This is a genomic window from Carnobacterium iners (assembly GCF_900177385.1).
Taxonomy (GTDB): domain Bacteria; phylum Bacillota; class Bacilli; order Lactobacillales; family Carnobacteriaceae; genus Carnobacterium_A; species Carnobacterium_A iners.
This window is the reverse complement of record NZ_FXBJ01000002.1, coordinates 38,233-64,660: the sequence shown is the minus strand read 5'-3', so window position 1 is coordinate 64,660 and position 26,428 is coordinate 38,233. Positions and strand designations below refer to the sequence as shown.

Below are 26,428 nucleotides of genomic sequence, written 5' to 3'. Positions count from 1 at the left end.
ATGATGGAGGGATTTACATGGGACACATTAAATTTGACTATTCAAAAATCGACAAATTTGTTCAAGCACATGAAATTTCAAATATGCAACAGCAAGTGACTACTGCGGATAAAATGTTGCGTAAGGGAACAGGTGCAGGAAGTGACTATTTGGGTTGGATTGACTTGCCTAAAAATTATGATAAAGAAGAATTTTCTCGTATCAAAGCTGCAGCAAAAAAAATCCAAAATGATTCAGAAGTTTTAGTGGTTATTGGTATTGGTGGATCATATCTAGGTGCTAAAGCGGCACTAGATTTTTTAAATCATTCATTCTATAACGTTCTTCCTAAAGAAGATAGAAAACAGCCGCAAGTTTTCTTTGCCGGTAATAGTATTAGTTCATCGTATCTAAGCGACTTGATTGATGTTATTGGAGACAAAGATTTTTCTGTAAATATCATTTCAAAATCAGGTACAACAACAGAGCCAGCAATCGCGTTTCGTATCTTTAAAGAAATGTTAGAAAAGAAATATGGCAAAGATGAAGCTAAAAAACGAATTTATGCAACAACAGACAAAGCAAAAGGTGCTTTAAAAGAAGAAGCTAATGCACAAGGATATGAATCTTTCATTATCCCAGATGACATCGGCGGACGTTTTTCAGTATTAACAGCAGTAGGTTTATTGCCTATTGCAGCAAGTGGAGCAGATATCGATGCTTTGATGCAGGGTGCAGCAGATGCAGTAGACGCTTTTAGCAGCGATAAGTTAGAAGAAAATGAAGCTTACCAATATGCAGCTATTCGTAATGCACTATATCGTAAAGGCAAAACAACTGAAATATTGGTTAACTACGAACCAAACTTACAATATTTCTCAGAGTGGTGGAAACAGTTATTCGGCGAATCAGAAGGAAAAGATCAAAAAGGTATTTTTCCGGCAAGTGCAAACTTCTCCACTGATTTACATTCCGTTGGACAAACCATTCAAGATGGACAAAGAAATATCTTTGAAACGATTATTAAAGTAAATAAAGCTAAACACACATTGGTCATCCCAACAACGGCTGATGACTTAGATGGATTGGGTTATTTGCAAGGAAAGGAAATCGACTTTGTTAATACTAAAGCTTTCCAAGGCACTTTGTTAGCTCATACTGATGGAGACGTACCGAACTTGCTTGTAACGATTCCTGAAACGGATGCTTATACTTTAGGTTATTTGATGTATTTCTTTGAAATAGCAGTCGGTATTTCTGGTTACTTAAATGGGGTAAACCCATTTGATCAACCAGGAGTAGAAGCTTACAAAAAAAATATGTTTGCTCTATTGGGTAAGCCTGGATTTGAAGAATTAGCAAAAGAATTAAACGCACGTCTATAAAATAACGAATAAATACGAATCCTGATGTCGTATAGTCAAGGCAAGCAGCAACTAATCTAGTCATTGATTGCCTTGACTGTACCTATAATCAGGATTTTTTATTTTTTTTAATAGAAGATAATAGATTTACTACTATATAATAGACTGGAAGTGGAAAAATATGACTAGAAAATTAGTTGTCCGAAGAGCTGAGCTAAAAGATGAACCGTTCATCAAAGAAATGTTGCAACAAGCTGCACAGTGGTTACAAACAAAAGGCTCAAAGCAATGGAGTGGAATTTTAAAAGGTGAAGACAGGCATAATACTTCAGAAGCTATTAAGCGTGGCGAAGTTTTTATTGGCAGGATTGATGATCAACTAGCAGGGATGTTTGTTTTATGGAACCATCAAAGTGAATGGGATGAAGAATTTTGGGGTAAAGATTCAAGTGATGCTTATGTATATTTGCATCGTCTAACTGTTCAACGTAGTTTTTCAGGACAAGGGATATCAAAACAACTTTTATCTGAAGCGAAACTTTATGCTAAAAAGAAAAAAAATTCAGCAATACGTTTAGACTGTATAGCAGATAATGCCTACTTGAACAAACTGTATCAAGATATTGGATTCACTTATGTTGGAAAGAAAATAGATAGGATAGCAGACGGTGAAAAAAAAGATTTTCATCTCTATCAATGTGATTTAGATTCATTTAATTAAAAGATTGGCCTAAAAAAGAAAAAAAGCTGTTTTTCTATTGACCAATATTAATAAACTTGTTATATTAATAGAAGTTGTTACACAAGTTGTGCAACAGAATAATGAGATAAAGCATTAAAGAAAAAACATAGATGATGTGCTTGACAATGAATAACCATTCATGATAATATATTGAAGTCGTGTTGAACGAGGAAATCAATATTGAATAAATATACATTAATAAAAAATATTTATCTAAAAGTATTGACAAATTAAATGGCTTCTGGTAGTATTTAGAAGTTGTCAAAACGACAACGCAAACAAATTAGACCTTTGAAAACTGAACAAAGTAGAACAACAAACTGTGAACGGCGGTTCGGCCAAGGGTCGAACCAAAAGAAACAAAGTGAATAATTATTCGCTAGCAAGTCATTTTAATGAGCTTCAAGCATCGTTAAAAAGCGAAACAATCCTAACGGGTTGTTTCAACTTTTATGAGAGTTTGATCCTGGCTCAGGACGAACGCTGGCGGCATGCCTAATACATGCAAGTCGAACGCTTCTACTATTGAGTGCTTGCACTCGATAGTAGAGGAGTGGCGGACGGGTGAGTAACACGTGGGTAACCTGCCCATAAGTGGGGGATAACATTCGGAAACGGATGCTAATACCGCATAATTCTGATTGCCGCATGGCAGACAGATGAAAGGTGGCTTCGGCTACCGCTTATGGATGGACCCGCGGCGTATTAGCTAGTTGGTGAGGTAATGGCTCACCAAGGCAATGATACGTAGCCGACCTGAGAGGGTGATCGGCCACACTGGGACTGAGACACGGCCCAGACTCCTACGGGAGGCAGCAGTAGGGAATCTTCCGCAATGGACGAAAGTCTGACGGAGCAATGCCGCGTGAGTGAAGAAGGTTTTCGGATCGTAAAACTCTGTTGTTAGAGAAGAACAAGGATGAGAGTAACTGCTCATCCCCTGACGGTATCTAACCAGAAAGCCATGGCTAACTACGTGCCAGCAGCCGCGGTAATACGTAGATGGCAAGCGTTGTCCGGATTTATTGGGCGTAAAGCGAGCGCAGGCGGTTCTTTAAGTCTGATGTGAAAGACCCCAGCTCAACTGGGGAAGGTCATTGGAAACTGGAGAACTTGAGTGCAGAAGAGGAGAGTGGAATTCCATGTGTAGCGGTGAAATGCGTAGATATATGGAGGAACACCAGTGGCGAAGGCGACTCTCTGGTCTGTAACTGACGCTGAGGCTCGAAAGCGTGGGGAGCAAACAGGATTAGATACCCTGGTAGTCCACGCCGTAAACGATGAGTGCTAAGTGTTGGGGGGTTTCCGCCCCTCAGTGCTGCAGCTAACGCATTAAGCACTCCGCCTGGGGAGTACGGCCGCAAGGCTGAAACTCAAAGGAATTGACGGGGACCCGCACAAGCGGTGGAGCATGTGGTTTAATTCGAAGCAACGCGAAGAACCTTACCAGGTCTTGACATCCTTTGACCACTCTAGAGATAGAGCTTTCCCTTCGGGGACAAAGTGACAGGTGGTGCATGGTTGTCGTCAGCTCGTGTCGTGAGATGTTGGGTTAAGTCCCGCAACGAGCGCAACCCCTATTATTAGTTGCCAGCATTCAGTTGGGCACTCTAGTGAGACTGCCGGTGATAAACCGGAGGAAGGTGGGGATGACGTCAAATCATCATGCCCCTTATGACCTGGGCTACACACGTGCTACAATGGATGGTACAACGAGTCGCAAGATCGCGAGGTCAAGCTAATCTCTTAAAGCCATTCTCAGTTCGGATTGCAGGCTGCAACTCGCCTGCATGAAGCCGGAATCGCTAGTAATCGCGGATCAGAACGCCGCGGTGAATACGTTCCCGGGTCTTGTACACACCGCCCGTCACACCACGAGAGTTTGTAACACCCGAAGTCGGTGAGGTAACCCTTTTGGGAGCCAGCCGCCTAAGGTGGGATAGATAATTGGGGTGAAGTCGTAACAAGGTAGCCGTATCGGAAGGTGCGGCTGGATCACCTCCTTTCTAAGGATATAACGGAACCGTCACAGTTGTTTTACTTTGTTTAGTTTTGAGAGGTCTAATCTTCTCAGAAAGTAAGTAGTTGTTCTTTGAAAACTGGATAGTGTTTAACATGTAAGAAAAGCAAGAAACCAAGAAAACATCGCGTTTTATTTTTTAATGTATTTCTTCACCTTAGGGTGAATGGAATAGTTAACATGACCATAGGTTAAGTTAATAAGGGCGCACGGTGGATGCCTTGGCACTAGGAGCCGAAGAAGGACGGGACTAACGCCGATATGCTTTGGGGAGCTGTAAGTAAGCTTTGATCCAGAGATTTCCGAATGGGGAAACCCAACACTCTTTATCGGGTGTTACTATTGACTGAATACATAGGTCAATAGAGGTAGACGCAGAGAACTGAAACATCTAAGTACCTGCAGGAAGAGAAAGAAAAATCGATTCCCTGAGTAGCGGCGAGCGAAACGGGAATAGCCCAAACCAGAAAGCTTGCTTTCTGGGGTTGTAGGACTGAACACATAGAGTCATAAATGAACGAAGTAGGAGAAGCGACCTGGAAAGGTCCGCCGAAGAGGGTAAAAGCCCCGTAACTGAAACTTTGTTCACTCTGATCAGTATCCTGAGTACGGCGGAACACGAGAAATTCCGTCGGAATCCGGGAGGACCATCTCCCAAGGCTAAATACTCCCTAGTGACCGATAGTGAACCAGTACCGTGAGGGAAAGGTGAAAAGAACCCCGGAAGGGGAGTGAAACAGCACCTGAAACCGTGTGCTTACAAGTAGTTAGAGCCCGTTAATGGGTGATAGCGTGCCTTTTGTAGAATGAACCGGCGAGTTACGATCCCATGCGAGGTTAAGTTGATGAGACGGAGCCGTAGCGAAAGCGAGTCTGAATAGGGCGAATGAGTATGTGGTCGTAGACCCGAAACCAAGTGATCTACCCATGTCCAGGTTGAAGGTGCGGTAATACGCACTGGAGGACCGAACCCACGTATGTTGAAAAATGCGGGGATGAGGTGTGGGTAGCGGAGAAATTCCAATCGAACTTGGAGATAGCTGGTTCTCTCCGAAATAGCTTTAGGGCTAGCCTCGGAATTAGAATCATGGAGGTAGAGCAACTGTTTGGACTAGGGGCCCTTCTCGGGTTACCGAATTCAGATAAACTCCGAATGCCATTGATTTATATCCGGGAGTCAGACTACGAGTGATAAGATCCGTAGTCGAGAGGGAAACAGCCCAGACCACCAGCTAAGGTCCCAAAGTTTATGTTAAGTGGAAAAGGATGTGGGGTTGCTTAGACAACTAGGATGTTGGCTCAGAAGCAGCCATCATTTAAAGAGTGCGTAATAGCTCACTAGTCGAGTGACCCTGCGCCGAAAATTTACCGGGGCTAAACATAACACCGAAGCTGTGGATAGAACTTAGGTTCTATGGTAGGAGAGCGTTCTAAGGGCGTCGAAGCTAGACCGTGAGGACTGGTGGAGCGCTTAGAAGTGAGAATGCCGGTATGAGTAGCGAAAGACGGGTGAGAATCCCGTCCACCGAATGACTAAGGTTTCCTGGGGAAGGCTCGTCCTCCCAGGGTTAGTCGGGACCTAAGTCGAGGCCGATAGGCGTAGACGATGGACAACAGGTTGAGATTCCTGTACCAGTTTGTTTTGTTTGAACAATGGAGGGACACAGTAGGCTAAGGAATACGCACTGTTGGATATGTGCGTCCAAGCAACAAGTCTTGAGGTGAGTCAAATGCTTGCCTCTATTAAGGACAAGTTGTGATGGGGAGAGAAATTAAGTATCGAAGTTCCCGATGTCACACTGTCAAGAAAAGCTTCTAGTTAGAAACAATCTGCCCGTACCGCAAACCGACACAGGTAGTCGAGGAGAGAATCCTAAGGTGTGCGAGCGAACTCTCGTTAAGGAACTCGGCAAAATGACCCCGTAACTTCGGGAGAAGGGGTGCTGACCAATTGGTCAGCCGCAGTGAATAGGCCCAAGCAACTGTTTATCAAAAACACAGGTCTCTGCTAAATCGAAAGATGACGTATAGGGGCTGACGCCTGCCCGGTGCTGGAAGGTTAAGAGGATGGGTTAGCTCTCGAGCGAAGCTCAGAATTGAAGCCCCAGTAAACGGCGGCCGTAACTATAACGGTCCTAAGGTAGCGAAATTCCTTGTCGGGTAAGTTCCGACCCGCACGAAAGGCGTAATGATTTGGGCACTGTCTCAACGAGAGACTCGGTGAAATTATAGTACCTGTGAAGATGCAGGTTACCCGCGACAGGACGGAAAGACCCCATGGAGCTTTACTGCAGTTTGATATTGAGTGTTTGTACAGCTTGTACAGGATAGGTAGGAGCCTATGAAGCCAGGACGCTAGTCTTGGTGGAGGCAATGGTGGGATACTACCCTTGCTGTATGACCACTCTAACCCTCAGCCATGATCTGGCTGGGAGACAGTGTCTGACGGGCAGTTTGACTGGGGCGGTCGCCTCCTAAAGTGTAACGGAGGCGCCCAAAGGTTCCCTCAGAATGGTTGGAAATCATTCGTAGAGTGTAAAGGCAGAAGGGAGCTTGACTGCGAGACCTACAAGTCGAGCAGGGACGAAAGTCGGGCTTAGTGATCCGGTGGTTCCGTATGGAAGGGCCATCGCTCAACGGATAAAAGCTACCCTGGGGATAACAGGCTTATCTCCCCCAAGAGTCCACATCGACGGGGAGGTTTGGCACCTCGATGTCGGCTCATCGCATCCTGGGGCTGTAGTCGGTCCCAAGGGTTGGGCTGTTCGCCCATTAAAGCGGTACGCGAGCTGGGTTCAGAACGTCGTGAGACAGTTCGGTCCCTATCCGTCGCGGGCGCAGGAAATTTGAGAGGAGCTGTCCTTAGTACGAGAGGACCGGGATGGACACACCGCTGGTGTACCAGTTGTTCTGCCAAGAGCATCGCTGGGTAGCTATGTGTGGACGGGATAAACGCTGAAAGCATCTAAGCGTGAAGCCCCCCTCAAGATGAGATTTCCCATCACGTAAGTGAGTAAGACCCCTGAGAGATGATCAGGTAGATAGGTTGGAAGTGGAAGTACAGCGATGTATGGAGCGGACCAATACTAATCGGTCGAGGACTTAACCATTTTTAAACGATGAAGAAACGGTTTTATTGTCTTATAGTTAAACACTATCCAGTTTTGAGAGAACAACGTTCTCTTATAACTAAAAGATGTGTGGTGGCGATGGCAAGAAGGTCACACCTGTTCCCATGCCGAACACAGTAGTTAAGCTTCTTAGCGCCGATGGTAGTGAAGGGTTTCCCTTTGTGAGAGTAGGACGCTGCCGCGCATCTAATAGTTTTTTTCTCATATGGAAGTTTAGCTCAGCTGGGAGAGCATCTGCCTTACAAGCAGAGGGTCGGCGGTTCGATCCCGTCAACCTCCACCATGAGTCATTAGCTCAGTTGGTAGAGCATCTGACTTTTAATCAGAGGGTCGCAGGTTCGAATCCTGCATGACTCATAACTATTCATTAAAATGACTAGTTATGCCATATTTTAGCGGGTGTGGCGGAATTGGCAGACGCACTAGATTTAGGATCTAGCGTCGAAAGACGTGGGGGTTCAAGTCCCTTCACCCGCACCATATTTTCAAGCCGGCTTAGCTCAGTTGGTAGAGCATCTGATTTGTAATCAGAGGGTCGAGGGTTCAACTCCTTTAGCCGGCACCATTAGCGGAAGTAGTTCAGTGGTAGAACGCCACCTTGCCAAGGTGGAGGTCGCGGGTTCGAACCCCGTCTTCCGCTTACTAGGTCATCTAGTAAGCGATGTAACAATCGTAACTTGTTCAAAATGCCGGGGTGGCGGAACAGGTAGACGCACAGGACTTAAAATCCTGCGGTGAGTGATCATCGTGCCGGTTCGATTCCGGCCCTCGGCACCATATATTGCACCCATAGCTCAATTGGATAGAGTACCTGACTACGAATCAGGCGGTTAGAGGTTCGACTCCTCTTGGGTGCATTTCATTTAAATTAAAATGGAAATTCCAGAATGACTCAACGTACGGGAAGTAGCTCAGCTTGGTAGAGCACTTGGTTTGGGACCAAGGGGTCGCAGGTTCGAATCCTGTCTTCCCGATTTTAAATGTTGGGGCCTTAGCTCAGCTGGGAGAGCGCCTGCCTTGCACGCAGGAGGTCAGCGGTTCGATCCCGCTAGGCTCCACTTATTTAAATTTTTAAGACTTATTTTGGCGGTGTAGCTCAGCTGGCTAGAGCGTCCGGTTCATACCCGGGAGGTCGGGGGTTCGATCCCCTTCGCCGCTATTACAATTTAAAAAGATCTTGGACCTTTAGCTCAGTTGGTTAGAGCAGACGGCTCATAACCGTCCGGTCGCAGGTTCGAGTCCTGCAAGGTCCATTAATCATTTTGTATTGATTGATTACCTTTTATATTAAAGGGACTATTTATTTTAATAAATGGAGGATTACCCAAGTCTGGCTGAAGGGAACGGTCTTGAAAACCGTCAGGTGTGTAAAAGCACGCAAGAGTTCGAATCTCTTATCCTCCTTAGTTACAAATTTAATATTATCGCGGGGTGGAGCAGTTGGCAGCTCGTCGGGCTCATAACCCGAAGGTCACAGGTTCAAGTCCTGTCCCCGCAATGAATACCATAGAATAAATTTGGTATATGCAAAAAGGTCTCGTGGTGTAGGGGTTAACATGTCTGCCTGTCACGCAGAAGATCGCGGGTTCGATTCCCGTCGAGACCGTTTTGCGAGTGTAGTTTAGTGGTAAAACCACAGCCTTCCAAGCTGTTGATGCGAGTTCGATTCTCGTCACTCGCTTTTTTTATGGGCCTATAGCTCAGCTGGTTAGAGCGCACGCCTGATAAGCGTGAGGTCGATGGTTCGAGTCCATTTAGGCCCATTTAATTTTATTTTTTAATTTTGGGGAAGTACTCAAGTGGCTGAAGAGGCGCCCCTGCTAAGGGTGTAGGTCGTTAACGCGGCGCGAGGGTTCAAATCCCTCCTTCTCCGTTTCGTTTTTTATAAAGGCCCGTTGGTCAAGTGGTTAAGACACCGCCCTTTCACGGCGGTATCACGGGTTCGAATCCCGTACGGGTCATGTGATTTAACTTAATAAATTTAAATTATTGCTTTTCAGATGGAGGATTACCCAAGTCTGGCTGAAGGGAACGGTCTTGAAAACCGTCAGGTGTGTAAAAGCACGCAAGAGTTCGAATCTCTTATCCTCCTTAGTTACAAATTTAATATTATCGCGGGGTGGAGCAGTTGGCAGCTCGTCGGGCTCATAACCCGAAGGTCACAGGTTCAAGTCCTGTCCCCGCAATTACTTTCACTCTATTTTTTAAGAGAGAAAAGTTTAGCTTTGTTAGAAATTTTTTACTTATTATTATCGCGGGGTGGAGCAGTTGGCAGCTCGTCGGGCTCATAATCCGAAGGTCACAGGTTCAAGTCCTGTCCCCGCAATAAATATCATAATACCAATATGATATTATATTAAAAATGGTCTCGTGGTGTAGGGGTTAACATGTCTGCCTGTCACGCAGAAGATCGCGGGTTCGATTCCCGTCGAGACCGTTAATTAAATATATGGCCCGGTAGCTCAGTTGGTAGAGCACTTGATTGAAGCTCAAGGTGTCGGCAGTTCGATTCTGTCCCGGGCCATTTTTTGCGGGTGTAGTTTAGTGGTAAAACCACAGCCTTCCAAGCTGTTGATGCGAGTTCGATTCTCGTCACCCGCTTTTTTTTTATGGGCCTATAGCTCAGCTGGTTAGAGCGCACGCCTGATAAGCGTGAGGTCGATGGTTCGAGTCCATTTAGGCCCATTATTATCTAGTTAAAAGGCCCGTTGGTCAAGTGGTTAAGACACCGCCCTTTCACGGCGGTATCACGGGTTCGAATCCCGTACGGGTCATAATAGAATAAAAGAAAAATCAAGTCCAAGTAGAAGGGGCTTGATTTTTCTTTTTTTTTAATAGGAGTTATTATTGTAGGAAAGTTTTAGTACTAATAACTAAAGCAAATAGAAACAAAAAGATAATAGCAAATAGGTTTAGTTGCTTGAGCTTTATTGAAAAGGATTTTGTACGAGCTGATGCTCGATAAAGAGAAAGTAAGTTCCATGCGGTGGGCAAACTTATTAGCAATAAGAGAGAAAAGTAACTAAAAGATAGCGATAAAATAAAAATACTACTTATATACAAAAAAATGAGTAAGCTCAGAGCTAGGAGGCGATTTTTCTTTAGTGATTCTGGTTGTTTTGCTTTAATCGTGTGATCAGTTAATTCTATTATTAAAGCTAATAGAATTGAAGGAACGCTCCATAAAAAGATAGTATTAGGAATAAAAAATAATTGAATAAAGAAACTAATATAGGTTAGAATACCACCTTTAAAAATAGCTTTCATGCTAATCAGTAGCCACTTCAAATCATTTTCTTTAAAATAAATCTGTCCTTGGATAAGGATACTGTAGAACACTAGTAGTAATCCAATTAAAAGGTGAGAAGATAAAGTTAGAGAACTAATGATTAGTAGATTGATAGCTTCAATAATTAATAAAGAAGCTTTTATTTTTTTGTTCTCTTTTTGAAATTCAGTTGCAATGATTTTTTCTAAAAATTGATTCATTAGAATAAAAAGATAAAGTCCGATAACTAGTAATGAATTTACAGTTGAAAGCTGTGCTGCATAAATAGTTCCAATTAAAATATAAGCTAAGGGACTAATGAAAATAAGGAAAAGTGGGTGGAAAAAAAAAGCTTTTATTTTTGTTGGTAAAGATTGGTGCATTGTAAGACCCCTTTCGCTGAATGTGCTACCTCTATCTTACCAAAAATAAAGCAAGAGCACAGTATAAAGATAGGCTATCATTTAAAATATTTATTTAGCTAACCACCAGGAAGTATGTTAAAATGTATAAGGTTTGCAAATGGATTCCCGAGAGGATCTGCTTTGTAAGAAGAGCGGAGAAGCCTTGTAACCGAAACTATCAAAGGGGGAACAAAGAATGACAGAAAGAAAATTGTTTACATCTGAGTCTGTATCAGAAGGACATCCAGATAAGATGGCTGATCAAATTAGTGACGCTATTTTAGATGATATTATTGCTAAAGATCCAGATGCACGAGTTGCGTGTGAAACAACTGTTACGACAGGCTTAGTACTAGTTGTGGGAGAGATATCTACTTCTACTTATGTAGATATTCAAAAAGTAGTGCGTGAAACAATTAGAGGAATAGGGTATACCAGAGCTAAATTTGGTTTTGACGCAGATACTTGTGCAGTTATTGTTGCAATCGATGAACAATCAGCTGATATAGCTCAAGGAGTGAATGATTCTGTTGAGTACAAAGAAATGAATGATGATGCTCTTGATCAAATTGGTGCAGGAGACCAAGGGTTAATGTTTGGTTTTGCAATTGATGAGACACCTGAGTTAATGCCTTTACCTATTTCGTTAAGTCATCGTTTAGTTAAACGATTGGCAGAATTGAGAAAGGACAAGACGCTTAACTATTTAAGACCAGATGCTAAATCTCAAGTAACGGTTGAATATGATGAAAACGGTAAACCACTACGGGTGGATACGGTTGTTGTAAGTACACAACATCATCCAGATACAACGATTGAAACATTAAAAGAGGATATCATAAAATTAGTTATTGAAGCAGTTATACCAACTGAATTATTAGATGCAGATACTAAATACTTTATCAATCCTACAGGACGATTTGTTATTGGAGGACCTCAAGGGGATTCTGGATTAACCGGTCGTAAGATTATTGTTGATACGTATGGTGGGTATGCTCGTCATGGTGGTGGAGCTTTTTCTGGAAAAGATCCAACGAAAGTAGACCGCTCTGCTAGCTACGCTGCTCGTTATATTGCCAAAAATATTGTGGCAGCTAACTTGGCTAGTAAATGTGAAGTCCAATTAGCTTATGCTATTGGAGTAGCTCAACCAGTCTCTATTGCTATTGACACTTTTGGAACAAGTAAAGTACCTGAGAGCCAATTGATTGCAGCTGTAAGAGTTAATTTTGATTTACGTCCTGCTGGAATTATCAAGATGCTAGATCTCCAAAGACCGATTTACAAGCAAACAGCAGCATACGGTCACTTTGGAAGAACAGATATCGATTTACCTTGGGAGAAAACAGACAAGATAGATGATTTGAAAAAATTCTTAGCTTAATAGTAAATGATCGCATACGATACCTTTATAAGATAGAGGTATCGTATGCGTTTTGTATTTATTATATGTTAAATGATATAGGTTACATAAATTGATAACGAATTGGAGAAAGATATGGAAAGAAATAAAAAACAAACAAATGTAAAAATTGTAACACTAGCTATTTTTGTAGCAACCTTTATGACTGCTGTTGAAGGTACGATTGTATCGACGGCTATGCCTACTATTATAGGAAGCCTTGAAGGAATCGCTATTATGAACTGGGTATTTTCTATTTACTTATTAACAAACGCTATTATGACGCCAATATATGGTAAGTTATCGGATATGATTGGAAGAAAACCAATATTAATTATTGGATTACTTATTTTCGTTATTGGTTCATCTTTATGTGGTCTCTCACAATCAATGAGCCAACTTATTCTCTTTAGAGCGATTCAAGGAATTGGTGCGGGAGCTATCATGCCGGTAACATCTACGATTATCGCTGATATTTATCCTTTGGAAAAACGAGCAAAAATCATGGGCTTTAATGGAGCAGCATGGGGAATAGCTGGCATTTTCGGACCTTTATTGGGTGGGTTTATAGTAGATATTTTAAGCTGGCACTGGATTTTCTATATCAATGTCCCAATCGGTATTATAACTATTATTTTAGTAGCTCTATTTTTACATGAAGATTTTTCTTATGAAAGAAAAGCAATCGATTATTTAGGTAGTCTGACTTTAACAGGCACACTATTATTTGCGCTTTATGGTATACAAGTTATTGGAGATAAAGGTGTATTTGAGTTCTCTTTATTAATCTGGTTTGTTTTTGCTGTTCTAAGTTTTATTGCCTTTATTTATGTAGAAAAACGAGCAGTCGATCCTATTTTACCGTTGAGTTTATTTAGTAACCGAACCTTTGTCATCCAAAATTTAGTAGCAGCCTTAGTTAGTGGTTTTTTAATTGGTGTAGATGTTTATATTCCAATGTGGATGCAAGGTTTGAAAGGTTTGAAAGCAGCATTGGGAGGATTTGCTATCACACCTATGTCTTTTACGTGGGTGTTAGGCTCATTCATTGCAGGACAGTTAATGTTTAAACAACCCGTTAAAACAATTCTGACAAGTAGTCTAGTTATTATTAGTATTAGTGCATTAATTATTACTCAGTTACCACTAGCTACACCTTTTTATGTTTTCTTATTGGTGACAGCATTAATTGGTTTGGGTATGAGTCTTGCCATCACGACGACAACCGTAACAATCCAAAATATTGTACCTAAAAATCAAATTGGCGTTGCTACATCCGTTAATACCTTATTTCGAATTTTAGGACAAACGATTATGATTTCAATTTATGGGATTATCTTGAATAAACGAATGGCAGAACAACTGATTATCCAACAATCAGCAGGTGTAGAAAGCAAGATGATGAATGAATTAATTAATCCATTAACAGCTATCAATCTAGACCCTGATTTATTACCTATCCTGAGAAATATTCTATATGTAGGTGTTCATGATGTTTTCTTCTATGGGTTTATTACTGTAGCACTAGCTCTGGTTATCAATCAATTTGATAAAAGAATAAATATCTACTAAAATAAAAAGCTTGTACATTAAGATTTAAAAATCTTTTAATGTACAAACTTTTTTTATTTTTTTTCAATAGCAATTAAAAAAGGTGGAGCATTCTTTTGGTTAATAAAACCGTAGTATAAAACAGTATATGAATCTTGGGTTAAATCCTTAGTAAAATCTACAATTGCTGACTTTTCTAGTTCTCCACCTGGATGGCCAGAGTAGACCGTTAATAACAGTAAGCCACCTTTTCTCAGACGAGGTAAAATTAGTTCTACTGCTTGGATAGTTGTTTCACCTTTGGTTATAATTTTCTTGTCTCCTTTAGGCAAATAGCCTAAGTTAAAAACAGCAGCAGCAATTTCAGTGTTTTCTGGTATAAAATGATTTAGATTTTCATGACCTTCATTGTAAAGAGAAACTTGCTCTAAAAGACTAGTTAGCATTAATTTTTCTTTCGTTGTCTTAATAGCTTGAGTTTGAATGTCAAAACCAAAAACATGACCAGTTTCGCCAACTAATTTAGCTAACAAAATAGTATCCCCGCCATTTCCAACAGTAGCATCAATAACGGTATCGCCATTGATAATCGTATTTTTTAAAAGAGTATGACTGTAGCGAAGTGCATTTTCAATCATCATTTAAATCTCCTTATCAGTTAGTAGAATTCATTATAATAAATTACTCCTACTTTATGAATTTTGAAAATAGAGCAATCAGTAGTGCTAACCATGAAGCACCTAATAAATAGCCTCCTATAATATCAGAAGGAAAGTGTACACCAACGTAAATTCTACTTAAGCCAATTAATAAGATAAGCAAAACAGCAGCGATTAGAGCAATAAAAGATAACGTACTTTTTTTGTAAAGATGAAAGATTAAGAAAGCGAACCCTCCATAACAAATCATTGAACCCATAGCATGTCCACTTGGAAAACTAAATCCTCCTTGCATAATTAAATGTTCGATAGCAGGCCGTTCACGCTGGAAAATAAGTTTTACCAGTACGTTTAAAGCGCCAGCTCCTAAAATAGATTGTAAAATATACCAAATAGCTAAATTTGTTTTTTTAGACTTCCAAATAAGAAAAAAGCTAAACAATAAAACTAAAATTGCCATAATTGGTACTCCGCCAAACTCAGTAATGAAGACAAAGAAAGCAGTATTTTTTTCTGAGGCATTAGATAGAATTGAATGAGTAATAAACTGATCAAACCAAGTTACCCAATTAGAATTTGACTGAACGCCAAAGGCAACAGTACAAAAAGTAGGAAAAACAATAAACTAATAAGAAAAGCAGGTTGATAGTTAGTAGATTTTTTTTGCATCGTTTCACACTTTCTAAAAGTAATTTTATTATTTTGATAATAATAATTGTGAATAATAGCTTATTTTACCATAAATTTTCAAGCTAGACAATTGAATAAGAAAGCTGGTTTGTGTCAAGTTTTTCTCGGTCGTCCTATTACTAGGCTAGTTTGGCGTTCTACTTTTGTACACCTATCTGCTACCGCACGGCTTTGCCGTTTGCTGGCCCATCTGTTTGGAGAACGTTCCAAAAAAATGGACCCTTCCCCAAACAGACAGGAATTATCGAAAACTTTTAATTAACTGCCCCATTGCTGAAGAATGAGGGGCATACAACGGAATCGTTCCTTTCTTTGCCCCAACTGACTGACGCGTCTTTTGATGCATTAAAGACGATACACGAACGGTTTGTTTCACCTTACGTTGTTGTCTTGTACTTCTAGTTTGCTGGTGAAGATATGCTTCACGTAACGTTTGATTTAAGATCCCTTGTTTCACTTTCACCATGGCTTCACAACCGACTTCGCTCCAATGCATTCCACGTTTTTTCATCCGAAAAGAAATATGGCGTTGATTCGATTCCATTGCGCCTAAACCTCTGGCATCCTTCGGTACTTGTTCTACTTTTTCTCGCCAATCAAAAATCCGATCCCAATTTCTTAAAAGATAAGTTCGAAAACTAGCCAGTTTTTCTACTGCTTGTGTTTCTTCTAAGGTACTTTCATAAGTGTCCAACCAGATCGTTAGGGCCTCTAAATCATGTTTTTTAAGCGCTTGATGAATGTTCTGTTTAAAGAGATTACTTTGTACACCAAAAGCACGGTTCAGGCCTTGAAAGATGTGATAAGCGTCTAATTGATTCAACACGGGATAATTCGACTGCGAAAAAGTTTCTTGGAATTTATCTGCGGTATAGCCTGGTCCACCATCGCTATTGGTAATGATTTGAGCGTGTTGTAACGCGTAATGAGTCGCTGTAAAAGCTTGTACTTCTGCCCAAAAACCAGCCGTCTTTTTAGTCGTCATAATGGCTTTAGGCTCCTTCAAGGAGACTCTCTTTCCATTTTTCTGCCAGCCTTCATAAACAAGTGCATGATGAACCTCTAAACTTTTTTTCTTTGTTGTCCCACGGACAAATACACCATCTGCTTCGGCATAGAAATAATCGACTTTTTTTCCTCCTGGTAACGCTGCTGACTCTTCTAGCTCAATCACCATTTCTTCGTCTTCACGCGCTTGTGCTTCTCCCACTCGTTTAAGGAGGCTGCCTACTGTTTGATGGCTCATCGCTACTGCTGTCCATTCTTTCAGTGTTTCAGCGGTGTCCCGATAGGTACACTTACTGGCTAACTCTGCTACTTTGACTTCTACGAGCGGACTATGACGTTGGTATTTTCGAATCCCCAACCACTCATCTAATGGATAATGATTTTGATTCTCTTGATCTGCCATTAAAGTACGACGGTAACGGACAGGCCCAAAAATAAATTGGACTGTTTTCCAATCTTCTCGCTTTACTTTCCATCCTTCTTGTTGCTTTTGTTCCTTAATCGTTTGGTTTACGTGTATAAATATATCTCCTAATAATTCCGTAAATACTTCATACATATAAAGCTGAATAGATTCTTCTGTAGCAATTAAATCGCTTGATTCCTTTATTATTTCGTATAATTTTGATATAATGTTATCCATAAGAAGGCCTCTTCCATTTATGTATTTGCCGCGTAAGCATACATTTATGATAGAACGCCTTCTTTATTTTTGCTAGTAAAAAGATAATATCCTCTCGAGAACTATTTTACACGTACAGAAAGCTGGATAGCGGGTTAAAAAGAGAGTTAATTTAAAGGTATGTTATCATTACAATTGTGTGTCGTATATTAAAATGGTTGTCACAATCAAAGTCCACCTATGAAATGCGTGTATAGAGCGCTATAATAAAGTAAATAGTAAAAGTTAAGAGTATTTCAATAAACACTACAGTTATTTTATTGTGGAATTTATCTAAAATAGGAGGTATAGTATTGGATAAAACTAGAAAAGAAAGAATAGATGCTATTACTAATAAGAGAACTATCACTCAATTCACTCAGTCACATATGATGTATAAAAGAGGAACGGCAGTTTTCAGTACGACCTTGTTAATTGGTTTATTAACGTTTCCTTCTTTTTCAGTAGTAGCTACCACTGACGCTTCAGAAAATTCTAACAAGGAAAAACTGGATAATTTTAATGAAGTTTCAGAGAAAACAATAAAAATATACGAAGAAATTAAAATAGAAATTACACAAGATCTCTCAGAAGATGCAAAAAATGAAAGAGATCAAAAAATCAAAGATCTAAAACTTTTTTTAGGTGAAGAAAAATTTAAAAAAATTAACTTTGAAGAGCTAACGATTGATGAAATTGAAGAATTAAGTAATAAGATGTTTGCGGTTGAAAGAACAAATGGCTTATCTGTAAATGATGGAGAAGAAATTACTAGTACATATAAATCAGGTATAGAAAACAATTTGAATAGAGGTACTGCAGTAGTCGATCAAGCTGCAGCAGAGAGATTAGCTGCAGAGAAATTTACAGTCGATCAAGCTGCAGCAGAGAGATTAGCTGCAGAGAAATTTACAGTCGATCAAGCTGTAGCGGAGAGAGTAGCTGCAGAGAAATATACAGCTGATCAAGCTGCAGCGGAGAGAGTAGCTGCAGAAAAATCTAGAGCTGATCAAGCTGCAGCGGAGAGAGTAGCTGCAGAAAAATCTAGAGCTGATCAAGCCGCAGCGGAGAGAGTAGCTGCAGAAAAATCTAGAGCTGATCAAGCCGCAGCGGAGAGAGTAGCTGCAGAAAAATCTAGAGCTGATCAAGCCGCAGCGGAGAGAGTAGCTGCAGAAAAATCTAGAGCTGATCAAGCCGCAGCGGAGAGAGTAGCTGCAGAAAAATCTAGAGCTGATCAAGCTGCAGCGAAGAGAGTAGCAACTAAAAAAGCAGGGAAAGCAGATTTAGCTAAAATATATATTGTTAAATCAGGAGATACATTAAATGAAATTTCAAAAGCACATAGGATTTCTTTAGCTGAACTAAAGGGGTGGAATAATCTTTCTTCAAATTTAATTCATCCAGGCGATGCTTTAGCTGTAAATAAATCAGGTGCTGAAATTGTGAAAAAATCGAACGAAGTAATAAATTCCAACAAAGGTATTGAAAAAATGTCCAATAAAGAATTTGTAAACTTTATTGGAGCTTACGCAGCAGAAGTAGCACCTAAAAACAATCTTTATGCTTCAGTAATGGTTGCTCAAGCAGCACTGGAAAGTGGGTACGGTAGTAGCAAGCTAGCAACAGCACCGAATCATAATTTATTTGGTATTAAGGGAAGCTACCAAGGCCAAACAGTCACAATGTATACTGACGAATATAGTGTCAAAGGTGGCTGGATTCGTCTTCCACAAAACTTTAAAAAGTATCCCTCTCATTCTGAATCATTACAAGATAATGCAAATCTATTAAAAAAAGGAACCAATTGGGATTCTAATTTTTATTCTGGTGCATGGATAGGTAATACAAGTAGCTATAGTGATGCTACAGCCTGGCTGCAAGGAAGATATGCAACAGATCCAAGCTATGCTTCAAAATTAAATAGAATTATTAAGGATAATAATTTAACTAGATTTGATAAAGGATACACAGGTGGAAATACATCTGATAAACCAACTACTATGCCGACACCAACACCAGAAGGCAACCCTTCTGACTCTGGTCAAACAGACTCAAATACAACAGTAACGTCAAATTACCAAGTTAAAAATGGTGACTCATTATGGGGTATTGCAGTGAGTAATAAGGTATCGGTAGCAAATTTAAAATCATGGAATAATTTGAAATCTGATGTTATCTATATAGATCAAAAGCTACTCATTAAAGAGACAGTTACGACACCAACACCAGAAGGCAACCCTTCTGACTCTGGTCAAACAGACTCAAATACAACAGTAACGTCAAGTTACCAAGTTAAAAATGGTGACTCATTATGGGGTATTGCAGTGAGTAATAAGGTATCAGTAGCAAATTTAAAATCATGGAATAATTTGAAATCTGATGTTATCTATATAGGTCAAAGGCTACTCATTAAAGAGACAGTTACGACACCAACACCAGAAGGCAACCCTTCTAACTCTGGTCAAACAGATTCAAACACAACAGTAACGTCAAGTTACCAAGTTAAAAATGGTGACTCATTATGGGGTATTGCGGCGAGCAATAAGGTATCGGTAGTAAATTTAAAATCATGGAATAATTTGAAATCTGATGTTATCTATATAGATCAAAAGCTACTCATTAAAGAGACAGTTACGACACCAACACCAGAAGGCAACCCTTCTGACTCTGGTCAAACAGACTCAAATACAACAGTAACGTCAAGTTACCAAGTTAAAAATGGTGACTCATTATGGGGTATTGCAGTGAGTAATAAGGTATCGGTAGCAAATTTAAAATCATGGAATAATTTGAAATCTGATGTTATCTCTATAGGTCAAAAGCTACTCATTAAAGAGACAGTTACGACACCAACACCAGGAGTAAACAAACCTGACTCTGGTCAAACAGACTCAAATACAACAGTAACGTCAAGTTACCAAGTTAAAAATGGTGACTCATTATGGGGTATTGCGGCGAGCAATAAGGTATCGGTAGTAAATTTAAAATCATGGAATAATTTGAAATCTGATGTTATCTATATAGATCAAAAGCTACTCATTAAAGAGACAGTTACGACACCAACACCAGGAGTAAACAAACCTGACTCTGGTCAAACAGACTCAAATACAACAGTAACGTCAAGTTACCAAGTTAAAAATGGTGACTCATTATGGGGTATTGCGGCGAGCAATAAGGTATCGGTAGCAAATTTAAAATCATGGAACAATTTGAAATCTGATGTTATCTCTATAGGCCAAAAGCTACTCATTAAAGAGACAGTTACGACACCAACACCAGGAGTAAACAAACCTGACTCTGGTCAAACAGACTCAAATACAACAGTAACGTCAAGTTACCAAGTTAAAAATGGTGACTCATTATGGGGTATTGCAGCGAGTAATAAGGTATCGGTAGCAAACTTAAAATCATGGAATAAGTTGAAATCCGATGTTATCTATATAGGCCAAAAGTTAATATTTCAATCTGTAACACAAAATGTGCCTATAAAAGAAAATGCAACAAAAATATATCGTGTTTTACCTGGTGACACATTATGGGCTATTTCAAAAAAAATAAATATTCCAGTAACAAAATTAAAAGAGTGGAATTATTTGAAAACAGATATTATTTTTGTTGGTCAGTCCATTTTAATTAAATAAAAACAAATGATTTGCTAGTAAAAGGGTTAAACTTAGAGAAATCTAAAGTTTGCCCTTTTTTATTTCTTTTTTTAAATATAAATTGGTATATTAGGCGGAGACGCTAACGTTGTGTCTATCGACAACTGGACAACACGTTTAAAACTGGAAGTTTAAGATATGTCACTTGTTGACGAAAAAAATTAAATCTGTAGGCGTTGCTGAAATTAATAAAGTTTCAGTCTATAACATTAAAGCTATTGTTGGAACTGAAGTACAATTCGTCTCTGATGAAATAATTAAATTAAGAAAACAATCTATTTAAAAAGACTTTGGAGTTCTAGCTTTAAAGTCTAGTTGTATGGTTTATCAGGACGAAATAGAGCTTAGTTACTTGTTTTCACAAATTTAATTTATTGCTTAATTATTTAATAAGATAATGTCTACGTGTAATTAAAAATCCTGTTTTTTTCTTCTTGCTCACGGGGTCTTTATTTGATAGAATAAGGTAAATAGTTAAATATAAAGAAAAGGAATAGTAGAAATCCTTCTTTTATAGAGAGTGCATGGATGGTGGAAATGCATAAAGAACATTATCGAACTCACCTTGGATGTAGCTTTACTGAAATGAACAGTAAGTAAAGTCGTAACGCCTGCGTTAAAGGTAAGAAGAGTCTATACGATAATGTGTAGAAAATTTAGGTGGTACCACGATTATCGACTGATCCAATCGTCCTATGAGTAACAGAGTAAATATCTGGACTCATAGGGCGATTTTTAATTTTATAGACAAAAAGAGAAAGAGGGATAAAAGTTATGAGTTTTAGTCATAAGAAAATTGAGAAAAAGTGGCAACACCACTGGAAAGAACAAAATACGTTCAAAACAACAGAAGATACAGAAAAAGAAAAGTTTTATGCGTTAGATATGTTTCCTTATCCGTCTGGTCAAGGATTACACGTTGGTCACCCTGAAGGATATACAGCAACAGATATTCTTTCACGGGTGAAACGTGCACAAGGATACAATGTTTTACATCCCATGGGCTGGGATGCTTTTGGACTACCAGCAGAACAATATGCTTTAGATACGGGAAATGATCCTGCTGAATTTACGGCGAAAAATATTGAAACGTTCAGACGTCAAATCAATTCATTAGGCTTTAGTTATGATTGGGAACGCGAGATTAATACAACGGATCCTGATTACTATAAATGGACTCAATGGATTTTTACTAAATTATATGAAAAGGGCTTAGCTTATGAAGCAGAAGTAGCGGTTAACTGGTGTCCAGAATTAGGAACTGTTTTAGCAAATGAAGAAGTGATTGATGGCAAAAGCGAACGTGGCGGGTATCCGGTTTTTCGTAAACCAATGAAACAATGGATGTTAAAAATTACGGCATACGCAGAACGTTTATTAGATGATTTAGAATTAGTCGATTGGCCTGAAAGTATTAAAGAGATGCAGCGCAATTGGATAGGCAAGTCTGTTGGAGCTACTGTTAAATTTTCTGTTCAAGATTCAGATCAAGAATTTACGGTCTTCACAACACGTCCAGATACACTATTTGGAGCTACTTATTGTGTTTTAGCACCAGAAAAAGAGTTGGTAGGTAATATTACTACTTCAGAACAAAAAGAGACCGTTGAAGCTTACCTTAAAAAAGTTAGCCTTAAAAGTGATTTAGAAAGAACAGATTTAAATAAGGATAAAACCGGTGTCTTTACGGGAGCTTATGCAATTAATCCAGTAAATAGCGAGAAAATGCCTATTTGGATTGCGGATTATGTTCTGGCTTCTTATGGTACGGGAGCTATTATGGCTGTGCCTGCGCACGATCAACGTGACTATGATTTTGCGAAAACATTTGATTTAACGATTACCCCAGTTCTTGAAGGCGGAGATATTGCAGAAGAAGCCTTTTTAGAAGATGGGTTACACATTAACTCCGATTTCTTAAATGGATTAGATAAAGAAACAAGTATCACTAAAATGAATAACTGGTTGGAAGAAAATAAAGTAGGTCACCCAGAAACAACATACCGTTTGCGTGATTGGTTGTTTGCTCGTCAACGCTATTGGGGAGAACCTATTCCAGTTATTCATTGGGAAGATGGAACATCTACTACTCTGCCTGATGAAGAGTTGCCATTATTGTTACCAAAAACAGAACACATAAAACCTAGTGGAACAGGCGAGTCACCATTAGCAAATATTAAAGAATGGGTAAATGTAGTCAATCCTATTACTGGTATGAAAGGTCGTCGCGATACAAATACGATGCCACAATGGGCAGGCAGTTCATGGTATTTCTTACGTTTTATCGATCCTGGAAATCCTGATATGCTAGCTGATCCTGAAAAACTGAAGGAATGGTTGCCTGTCGATATTTATATTGGTGGAGCAGAACATGCTGTATTGCATCTATTGTATGCCCGTTTCTGGTATAAATTTTTATATGATATTGGAGTTGTACCGACAAAAGAACCTTTCCAAAAATTATTTAATCAAGGAATGATTCTTGGAGAAAATAATGAGAAGATGTCTAAATCAAAAGGCAATGTTGTCAATCCTGATGAAGTTGTCGAAAAATTTGGTGCAGATACGTTACGGATGTATGAAATGTTTATGGGTCCATTAGATGCATCAATTGCTTGGGATGAAAATGGATTAGAGGGTAGCCGTAAGTTCTTAGATCGCGTTTGGCGCTTATTGGTTGATGAAGAAGGCAAATTACGCGATCGCATTACGACTATCAATGATGGTTCGTTAGATCTTGTTTACCATCAAACAGTAAAAAAAGTAACAGAAGATTTTGAACAGCTGCGTTTTAACACGGCTATTTCACAATTGATGATTTTTGTAAACGAAGCTTACAAAGCGAAAGCTTTACCAGTCGATTACGTAAAAGGGTTTGTTCAGTTGCTAGCGCCAATCGCACCTCACTTAGGCGAAGAGCTATGGTCTATGCTCAATACTAAGGACGAAGGTATTTCTTATGTAGTATGGCCAAGTTACGAAGAATCATTCCTAACACAAGACGAAATTGAAGTCGTTTTTCAATTAAATGGTAAATTAAAAGCTAAAGCTAAAGCGCCAAAAGAAATAACAAAACAAGAATTAGAAGATTTAGCTTTGAATAATGAAAAAATGAAAGAATCATTAGCAGGTAAAACGATTCGAAAAGTGATTGTTGTTCCTGGAAGATTGGTTAATATTGTAGCAAACTAAAATCGAGAAATAGAGGACTAAAATGGTGAGACAGTAGAGTCTTGTCGTTTTAGTTCTTTTGCTATCTTGAGAATACCTAAAACTAAACGTAAGATTTCATAAAATTACACAAGTGTCTCAGTAAAGAGATTGCAACCAAATTCGTAAAGAAGTAGAATAGACATTAGTACATAAAAGGATGAGAGTAGGGTATAAGAAATGTCAAAGGATAAAGTTGAAGAAAAAGGGCTAGTCAGCGAAAAAAGTTCAAGAGAGAAAATGGTCAGTGGATCTGCTTGGATGACCGGAGGCAGTATTTTATCCCGTCTGTTAGGCGCATTGTATATTATTCCTTGGATGGCATGGATGGGAAATCAAGAAGTAGCCAATTCTGCTAACGCACTGTACACGATTGGGTATACTCCGTACGCACTATTCTTAAATATTGCAACGGCCGGTGTACCTTCAGCAATTGCAAAGCAAGTATCGTATTATAATGCATTAGGGGAGTATAAAATCAGTCAAGATATTTACAAAAAAGGGTTGCAAGTAATGGCTGTCACAGGAGTTGCAGCAGCAGCATTGATGTATGTCATTGCTCCATTTATTGCTGCAAACAGTCCAACAGCATCGTTAAGTGACGGAACACAGGTTATTCGTTCATTAAGTTGGGCATTACTGATTATTCCTTGTATGAGTGTAACTAGAGGATTTATTCAAGGTCATCACACGATGGCACCTTCAGCTATTTCGCAATTTATTGAACAATTAGCTCGGGTCATCTTTATGTTGGCGGCTGTTTATCTGATTCGAATCGTATTTAATGGCGAAATTGTTGATGCTGTAACCGCCTCAACATTTGGTGCGTTTGTTGGTGCCTTATTCAGTATCGTCTATTTATTAACTATCATTCGAAAAAAGAAGCCAGAATTAGATTATAATTTAGCTCATAGTAAAAATAATATTAAGATATCAACAAATGAGATCTTTAAATCAATTATTAAGACTGCTATTCCATTTATTATTATTGGATCAGGTATTACTTTGTTCCAAATCATTGATCAATTTACCTTTGCACCTATTATGAAGACTGTATCAGAGTTGACAGCGAAACAAATAGAAAATAGTTATGCCATTGCAGCGGGCAACGCAAATAAATTGATTATGATCGTTATTTCGTTAGCGGGCTCAATGGCTATTACCTCTGTTCCACTGATTGCTGACTTACTAGCAAAAAAGAAAATGAAAGATGTGAGAAGACAGTTAAGTGATAGTATTCAACTTTTTTTCTTTATTATGTTGCCAGCAGCAATAGGAATGGCAGTTATTTCAAAATCATTGTATACCGTATTTTATGGGTATAGCGCATTTGGTACGGGAATTCTACAGTTATCTTCTTTCATGAGTATTTTTCTTGGGTTATTTGTTCTATTAGGTTCGACGCTTCAAGCAGCCGATCAAACAAAGCCAGCTTTAAGCGCGATGGGCATTGGATTAGTTGTGAAATTAGCTGTTCAATACCCGGCTTTATCGATTCTTGGCACATACGGTATGTTAGTATCCAATATAATAGGATTTGGTGTAACGGTCCTTTTAATGTTATGGGCTATGTATAAGATGACTAAATTAAATATTAACTTTTTATTGAGACGTCTATTACTCATGGTGTTAATCACAACAGGGATGGCATTGATTGTTTTTATTGCTCAAAAAGGGATAGCTATCTTCTTTGCACCGACAGATCGATTTGGTGCGTTAATCAATATGACAATATCCTCTTCTCTAGGTGGCATCTTTTATTTTTACGCGTCGTTAAAAACACGTTTAGCCGATCGCTTATTGGGTAGCAGAGTTCAAAGGTTGAGAACAAAATTAAAGATAAAATAAAAATGAGTAACGAAGACTAGCGGGCATATGGAAAACATAGTCAGCTAGTTCTTTTAATAGGAAGGAGTGAAATAAAAGAGATGCGCTTAGATAAATTTTTAGCACATACTGGTTACGGGACACGTAAATCGGTTAAAGAATTACTGAAAAGTAAAAAAATTACTGTAAATGAGTTGATAGTAAAAGACGGAAAGATTCATATTCAACCCGAAACAGACAAGATTCATGTTGCAGGAGAGAGAGTTGATTACCAAGAGTTTTACTATTTTATGCTGCATAAACCACAAGGTGTTATTAGTGCAACAGAAGATAATCTGCATAAAACCGTTATTGAATTATTAAAACCACAAGATCGATTGTCTAATCCTTTTCCAGTTGGGCGCTTAGATAAAGATACTGAGGGATTGCTATTGCTAACGAACGATGGCGCACTAGCTCATGAATTGCTTTCGCCTAGAAAAGAAGTCGATAAATGTTACGAAGCTATAATTGAAGGGTTGATTGGTGAAAAAGAAATTGAAGCTTTTGAAAAAAGCATTACATTAGAAGATGGATTTAGGTGCCGTCCTGCTAAACTGACAGTACTCTCAACAGATTTAGTTGCGCAAACAGCTAATATTCAAGTCATCATTCATGAAGGTAAATTTCATCAAGTCAAACGGATGTTTGAAGCGGTCGATCGAAAAGTTCAGTATTTAAAACGGCTGTCGATGGGACCGCTAGAGTTAGACAACTCTTTAAAGATTGGTCATTATCGAGCTTTAACGGCTGATGAACTAGCTCAATTAAAAGAATTCACAAAATAAAGAAGGCGGATAATTATCTAGCC

13 protein-coding genes, 26 tRNA genes, 3 rRNA genes, 1 riboswitch and 1 other annotated feature are annotated in these 26,428 nt (G+C 39.1%); of the genes, 38 read left to right on the top strand and 4 right to left on the bottom strand.

Features of this window, described 5'->3' with window-relative positions; translation table 11 throughout:
• Positions 1-17: 17 nt before the first annotated feature.
• The 31 genes from B9Y54_RS00500 (at position 18) to B9Y54_RS00350 (ending at position 10,010) form a co-directional block, all read left to right on the top strand.
• A complete protein-coding gene (locus tag B9Y54_RS00500; RefSeq protein ID WP_085558486.1) occupies positions 18-1,364 on the top strand; it encodes a glucose-6-phosphate isomerase in 1,347 nt (448 codons plus the stop codon).
• Between the two features lie 160 nt (positions 1,365-1,524).
• Positions 1,525-2,064: a GNAT family N-acetyltransferase gene (locus tag B9Y54_RS00495; protein WP_085558485.1), complete on the top strand. Its 540-nt coding sequence runs from the start codon at positions 1,525-1,527 to the stop codon at positions 2,062-2,064.
• A 469-nt stretch (positions 2,065-2,533) separates the two neighbouring features.
• Positions 2,534-4,091, top strand: a 16S ribosomal RNA gene (locus tag B9Y54_RS00490).
• 203 nt (positions 4,092-4,294) lie between these two features.
• Positions 4,295-7,215, top strand: a 23S ribosomal RNA gene (locus tag B9Y54_RS00485).
• 89 nt (positions 7,216-7,304) lie between these two features.
• Positions 7,305-7,420: ribosomal RNA gene (gene rrf, locus B9Y54_RS00480) — 5S ribosomal RNA — on the top strand.
• The 16S, 23S and 5S rRNA genes sit together here with 26 tRNA genes alongside, the layout of an rRNA operon.
• A 23-nt stretch (positions 7,421-7,443) precedes the next feature.
• A tRNA-Val gene (locus tag B9Y54_RS00475) sits at positions 7,444-7,519 on the top strand.
• Between the two features lies 1 nt (position 7,520).
• Positions 7,521-7,593: transfer RNA gene (locus tag B9Y54_RS00470), tRNA-Lys, on the top strand.
• A 38-nt stretch (positions 7,594-7,631) separates the two neighbouring features.
• Positions 7,632-7,716 (top strand) — tRNA-Leu (locus B9Y54_RS00465).
• A gap of 9 nt (positions 7,717-7,725) precedes the next feature.
• A tRNA-Thr gene (locus tag B9Y54_RS00460) sits at positions 7,726-7,801 on the top strand.
• Between the two features lie 3 nt (positions 7,802-7,804).
• Positions 7,805-7,876 (top strand) — tRNA-Gly (locus B9Y54_RS00455).
• Between the two features lie 48 nt (positions 7,877-7,924).
• Positions 7,925-8,013: transfer RNA gene (locus B9Y54_RS00450), tRNA-Leu, on the top strand.
• Between the two features lie 6 nt (positions 8,014-8,019).
• Positions 8,020-8,093 (top strand) — tRNA-Arg (locus tag B9Y54_RS00445).
• 43 nt (positions 8,094-8,136) lie between these two features.
• Positions 8,137-8,210: transfer RNA gene (locus B9Y54_RS00440), tRNA-Pro, on the top strand.
• Between the two features lie 11 nt (positions 8,211-8,221).
• Positions 8,222-8,294: transfer RNA gene (locus tag B9Y54_RS00435), tRNA-Ala, on the top strand.
• Positions 8,295-8,321: 27 nt separating this feature from the next.
• Positions 8,322-8,395 (top strand) — tRNA-Met (locus B9Y54_RS00430).
• 20 nt (positions 8,396-8,415) lie between these two features.
• A tRNA-Ile gene (locus B9Y54_RS00425) sits at positions 8,416-8,489 on the top strand.
• Between the two features lie 61 nt (positions 8,490-8,550).
• Positions 8,551-8,640: transfer RNA gene (locus B9Y54_RS00420), tRNA-Ser, on the top strand.
• 21 nt (positions 8,641-8,661) lie between these two features.
• Positions 8,662-8,734 (top strand) — tRNA-Met (locus B9Y54_RS00415).
• Positions 8,735-8,769: 35 nt separating this feature from the next.
• Positions 8,770-8,842 (top strand) — tRNA-Asp (locus B9Y54_RS00410).
• A 4-nt stretch (positions 8,843-8,846) separates the two neighbouring features.
• Positions 8,847-8,917: transfer RNA gene (locus tag B9Y54_RS00405), tRNA-Gly, on the top strand.
• Positions 8,918-8,925: 8 nt separating this feature from the next.
• Positions 8,926-8,999, top strand: a tRNA-Ile gene (locus B9Y54_RS00400).
• A gap of 22 nt (positions 9,000-9,021) precedes the next feature.
• A tRNA-Ser gene (locus B9Y54_RS00395) sits at positions 9,022-9,109 on the top strand.
• Between the two features lie 16 nt (positions 9,110-9,125).
• Positions 9,126-9,197: transfer RNA gene (locus B9Y54_RS00390), tRNA-Glu, on the top strand.
• Positions 9,198-9,238: 41 nt separating this feature from the next.
• A tRNA-Ser gene (locus B9Y54_RS00385) sits at positions 9,239-9,328 on the top strand.
• A 21-nt stretch (positions 9,329-9,349) separates the two neighbouring features.
• Positions 9,350-9,422 (top strand) — tRNA-Met (locus B9Y54_RS00380).
• Positions 9,423-9,489: 67 nt separating this feature from the next.
• A tRNA-Met gene (locus B9Y54_RS00375) sits at positions 9,490-9,562 on the top strand.
• A 38-nt stretch (positions 9,563-9,600) separates the two neighbouring features.
• Positions 9,601-9,673, top strand: a tRNA-Asp gene (locus tag B9Y54_RS00370).
• Between the two features lie 14 nt (positions 9,674-9,687).
• Positions 9,688-9,760: transfer RNA gene (locus B9Y54_RS00365), tRNA-Phe, on the top strand.
• Positions 9,761-9,766: 6 nt separating this feature from the next.
• Positions 9,767-9,837 (top strand) — tRNA-Gly (locus B9Y54_RS00360).
• Between the two features lie 10 nt (positions 9,838-9,847).
• Positions 9,848-9,921 (top strand) — tRNA-Ile (locus B9Y54_RS00355).
• A 17-nt stretch (positions 9,922-9,938) separates the two neighbouring features.
• Positions 9,939-10,010, top strand: a tRNA-Glu gene (locus tag B9Y54_RS00350).
• Positions 10,011-10,080: 70 nt separating this feature from the next.
• On the opposite strand, the gene B9Y54_RS00345 is transcribed toward B9Y54_RS00350, so the two are convergent.
• Complete coding sequence (locus tag B9Y54_RS00345) at positions 10,081-10,887, bottom strand: hypothetical protein (protein ID WP_085558484.1); 807 nt, start codon at positions 10,885-10,887, stop codon at positions 10,081-10,083.
• A gap of 128 nt (positions 10,888-11,015) precedes the next feature.
• Positions 11,016-11,107: riboswitch (SMK box riboswitch) on the top strand.
• On the opposite strand from B9Y54_RS00345, the gene metK reads away from it, so the two are divergent.
• Both metK and B9Y54_RS00335 read left to right on the top strand, forming a co-directional pair.
• Positions 11,105-12,292, top strand: coding sequence for a methionine adenosyltransferase (metK, locus tag B9Y54_RS00340; RefSeq protein WP_085558483.1), 1,188 nt, complete (start codon positions 11,105-11,107; stop codon positions 12,290-12,292). (Overlaps the previous riboswitch by 3 nt.)
• A gap of 114 nt (positions 12,293-12,406) precedes the next feature.
• Positions 12,407-13,882, top strand: coding sequence for an MDR family MFS transporter (locus tag B9Y54_RS00335; protein ID WP_085558482.1), 1,476 nt, complete (start codon positions 12,407-12,409; stop codon positions 13,880-13,882).
• Positions 13,883-13,935: 53 nt separating this feature from the next.
• On the opposite strand, the gene mnmM is transcribed toward B9Y54_RS00335, so the two are convergent.
• The 3 genes from mnmM to B9Y54_RS00320 form a co-directional block, all read right to left on the bottom strand.
• On the bottom strand, positions 13,936-14,499 hold the full coding sequence (gene mnmM, locus B9Y54_RS00330) for a tRNA 5-(aminomethyl)-2-thiouridylate-methyltransferase MnmM (protein WP_085558481.1): 564 nt from the start codon (positions 14,497-14,499) through the stop codon (positions 13,936-13,938).
• A 49-nt stretch (positions 14,500-14,548) separates the two neighbouring features.
• Positions 14,549-14,980: a phosphatase PAP2 family protein gene (locus tag B9Y54_RS00325; RefSeq protein ID WP_085558480.1), complete on the bottom strand. Its 432-nt coding sequence runs from the start codon at positions 14,978-14,980 to the stop codon at positions 14,549-14,551.
• Between the two features lie 471 nt (positions 14,981-15,451).
• Positions 15,452-16,861: an ISLre2 family transposase gene (locus tag B9Y54_RS00320; protein WP_085558479.1), complete on the bottom strand. Its 1,410-nt coding sequence runs from the start codon at positions 16,859-16,861 to the stop codon at positions 15,452-15,454.
• Positions 16,862-17,193: 332 nt separating this feature from the next.
• On the opposite strand from B9Y54_RS00320, the gene B9Y54_RS00315 reads away from it, so the two are divergent.
• The 5 genes from B9Y54_RS00315 to B9Y54_RS00295 all read left to right on the top strand — a co-directional run bounded on the left by B9Y54_RS00315 (position 17,194) and on the right by B9Y54_RS00295 (position 26,405).
• Complete coding sequence (locus tag B9Y54_RS00315) at positions 17,194-20,520, top strand: LysM peptidoglycan-binding domain-containing protein (protein ID WP_085558478.1); 3,327 nt, start codon at positions 17,194-17,196, stop codon at positions 20,518-20,520.
• 166 nt (positions 20,521-20,686) lie between these two features.
• Positions 20,687-20,824: a hypothetical protein gene (locus B9Y54_RS12595; protein ID WP_234987760.1), complete on the top strand. Its 138-nt coding sequence runs from the start codon at positions 20,687-20,689 to the stop codon at positions 20,822-20,824.
• A gap of 191 nt (positions 20,825-21,015) precedes the next feature.
• Positions 21,016-21,240, top strand: a binding site (T-box leader).
• A gap of 75 nt (positions 21,241-21,315) precedes the next feature.
• Entirely contained in the window at positions 21,316-23,733 is a 2,418-nt protein-coding gene (gene leuS / locus B9Y54_RS00305; RefSeq protein ID WP_085558477.1) for a leucine--tRNA ligase, read from the top strand.
• 198 nt (positions 23,734-23,931) lie between these two features.
• Positions 23,932-25,599: a putative polysaccharide biosynthesis protein gene (locus B9Y54_RS00300; protein WP_085558476.1), complete on the top strand. Its 1,668-nt coding sequence runs from the start codon at positions 23,932-23,934 to the stop codon at positions 25,597-25,599.
• Between the two features lie 80 nt (positions 25,600-25,679).
• Entirely contained in the window at positions 25,680-26,405 is a 726-nt protein-coding gene (locus B9Y54_RS00295; RefSeq protein ID WP_085558475.1) for a pseudouridine synthase, read from the top strand.
• The last annotated feature ends 23 nt before the right edge of the window (positions 26,406-26,428 follow it).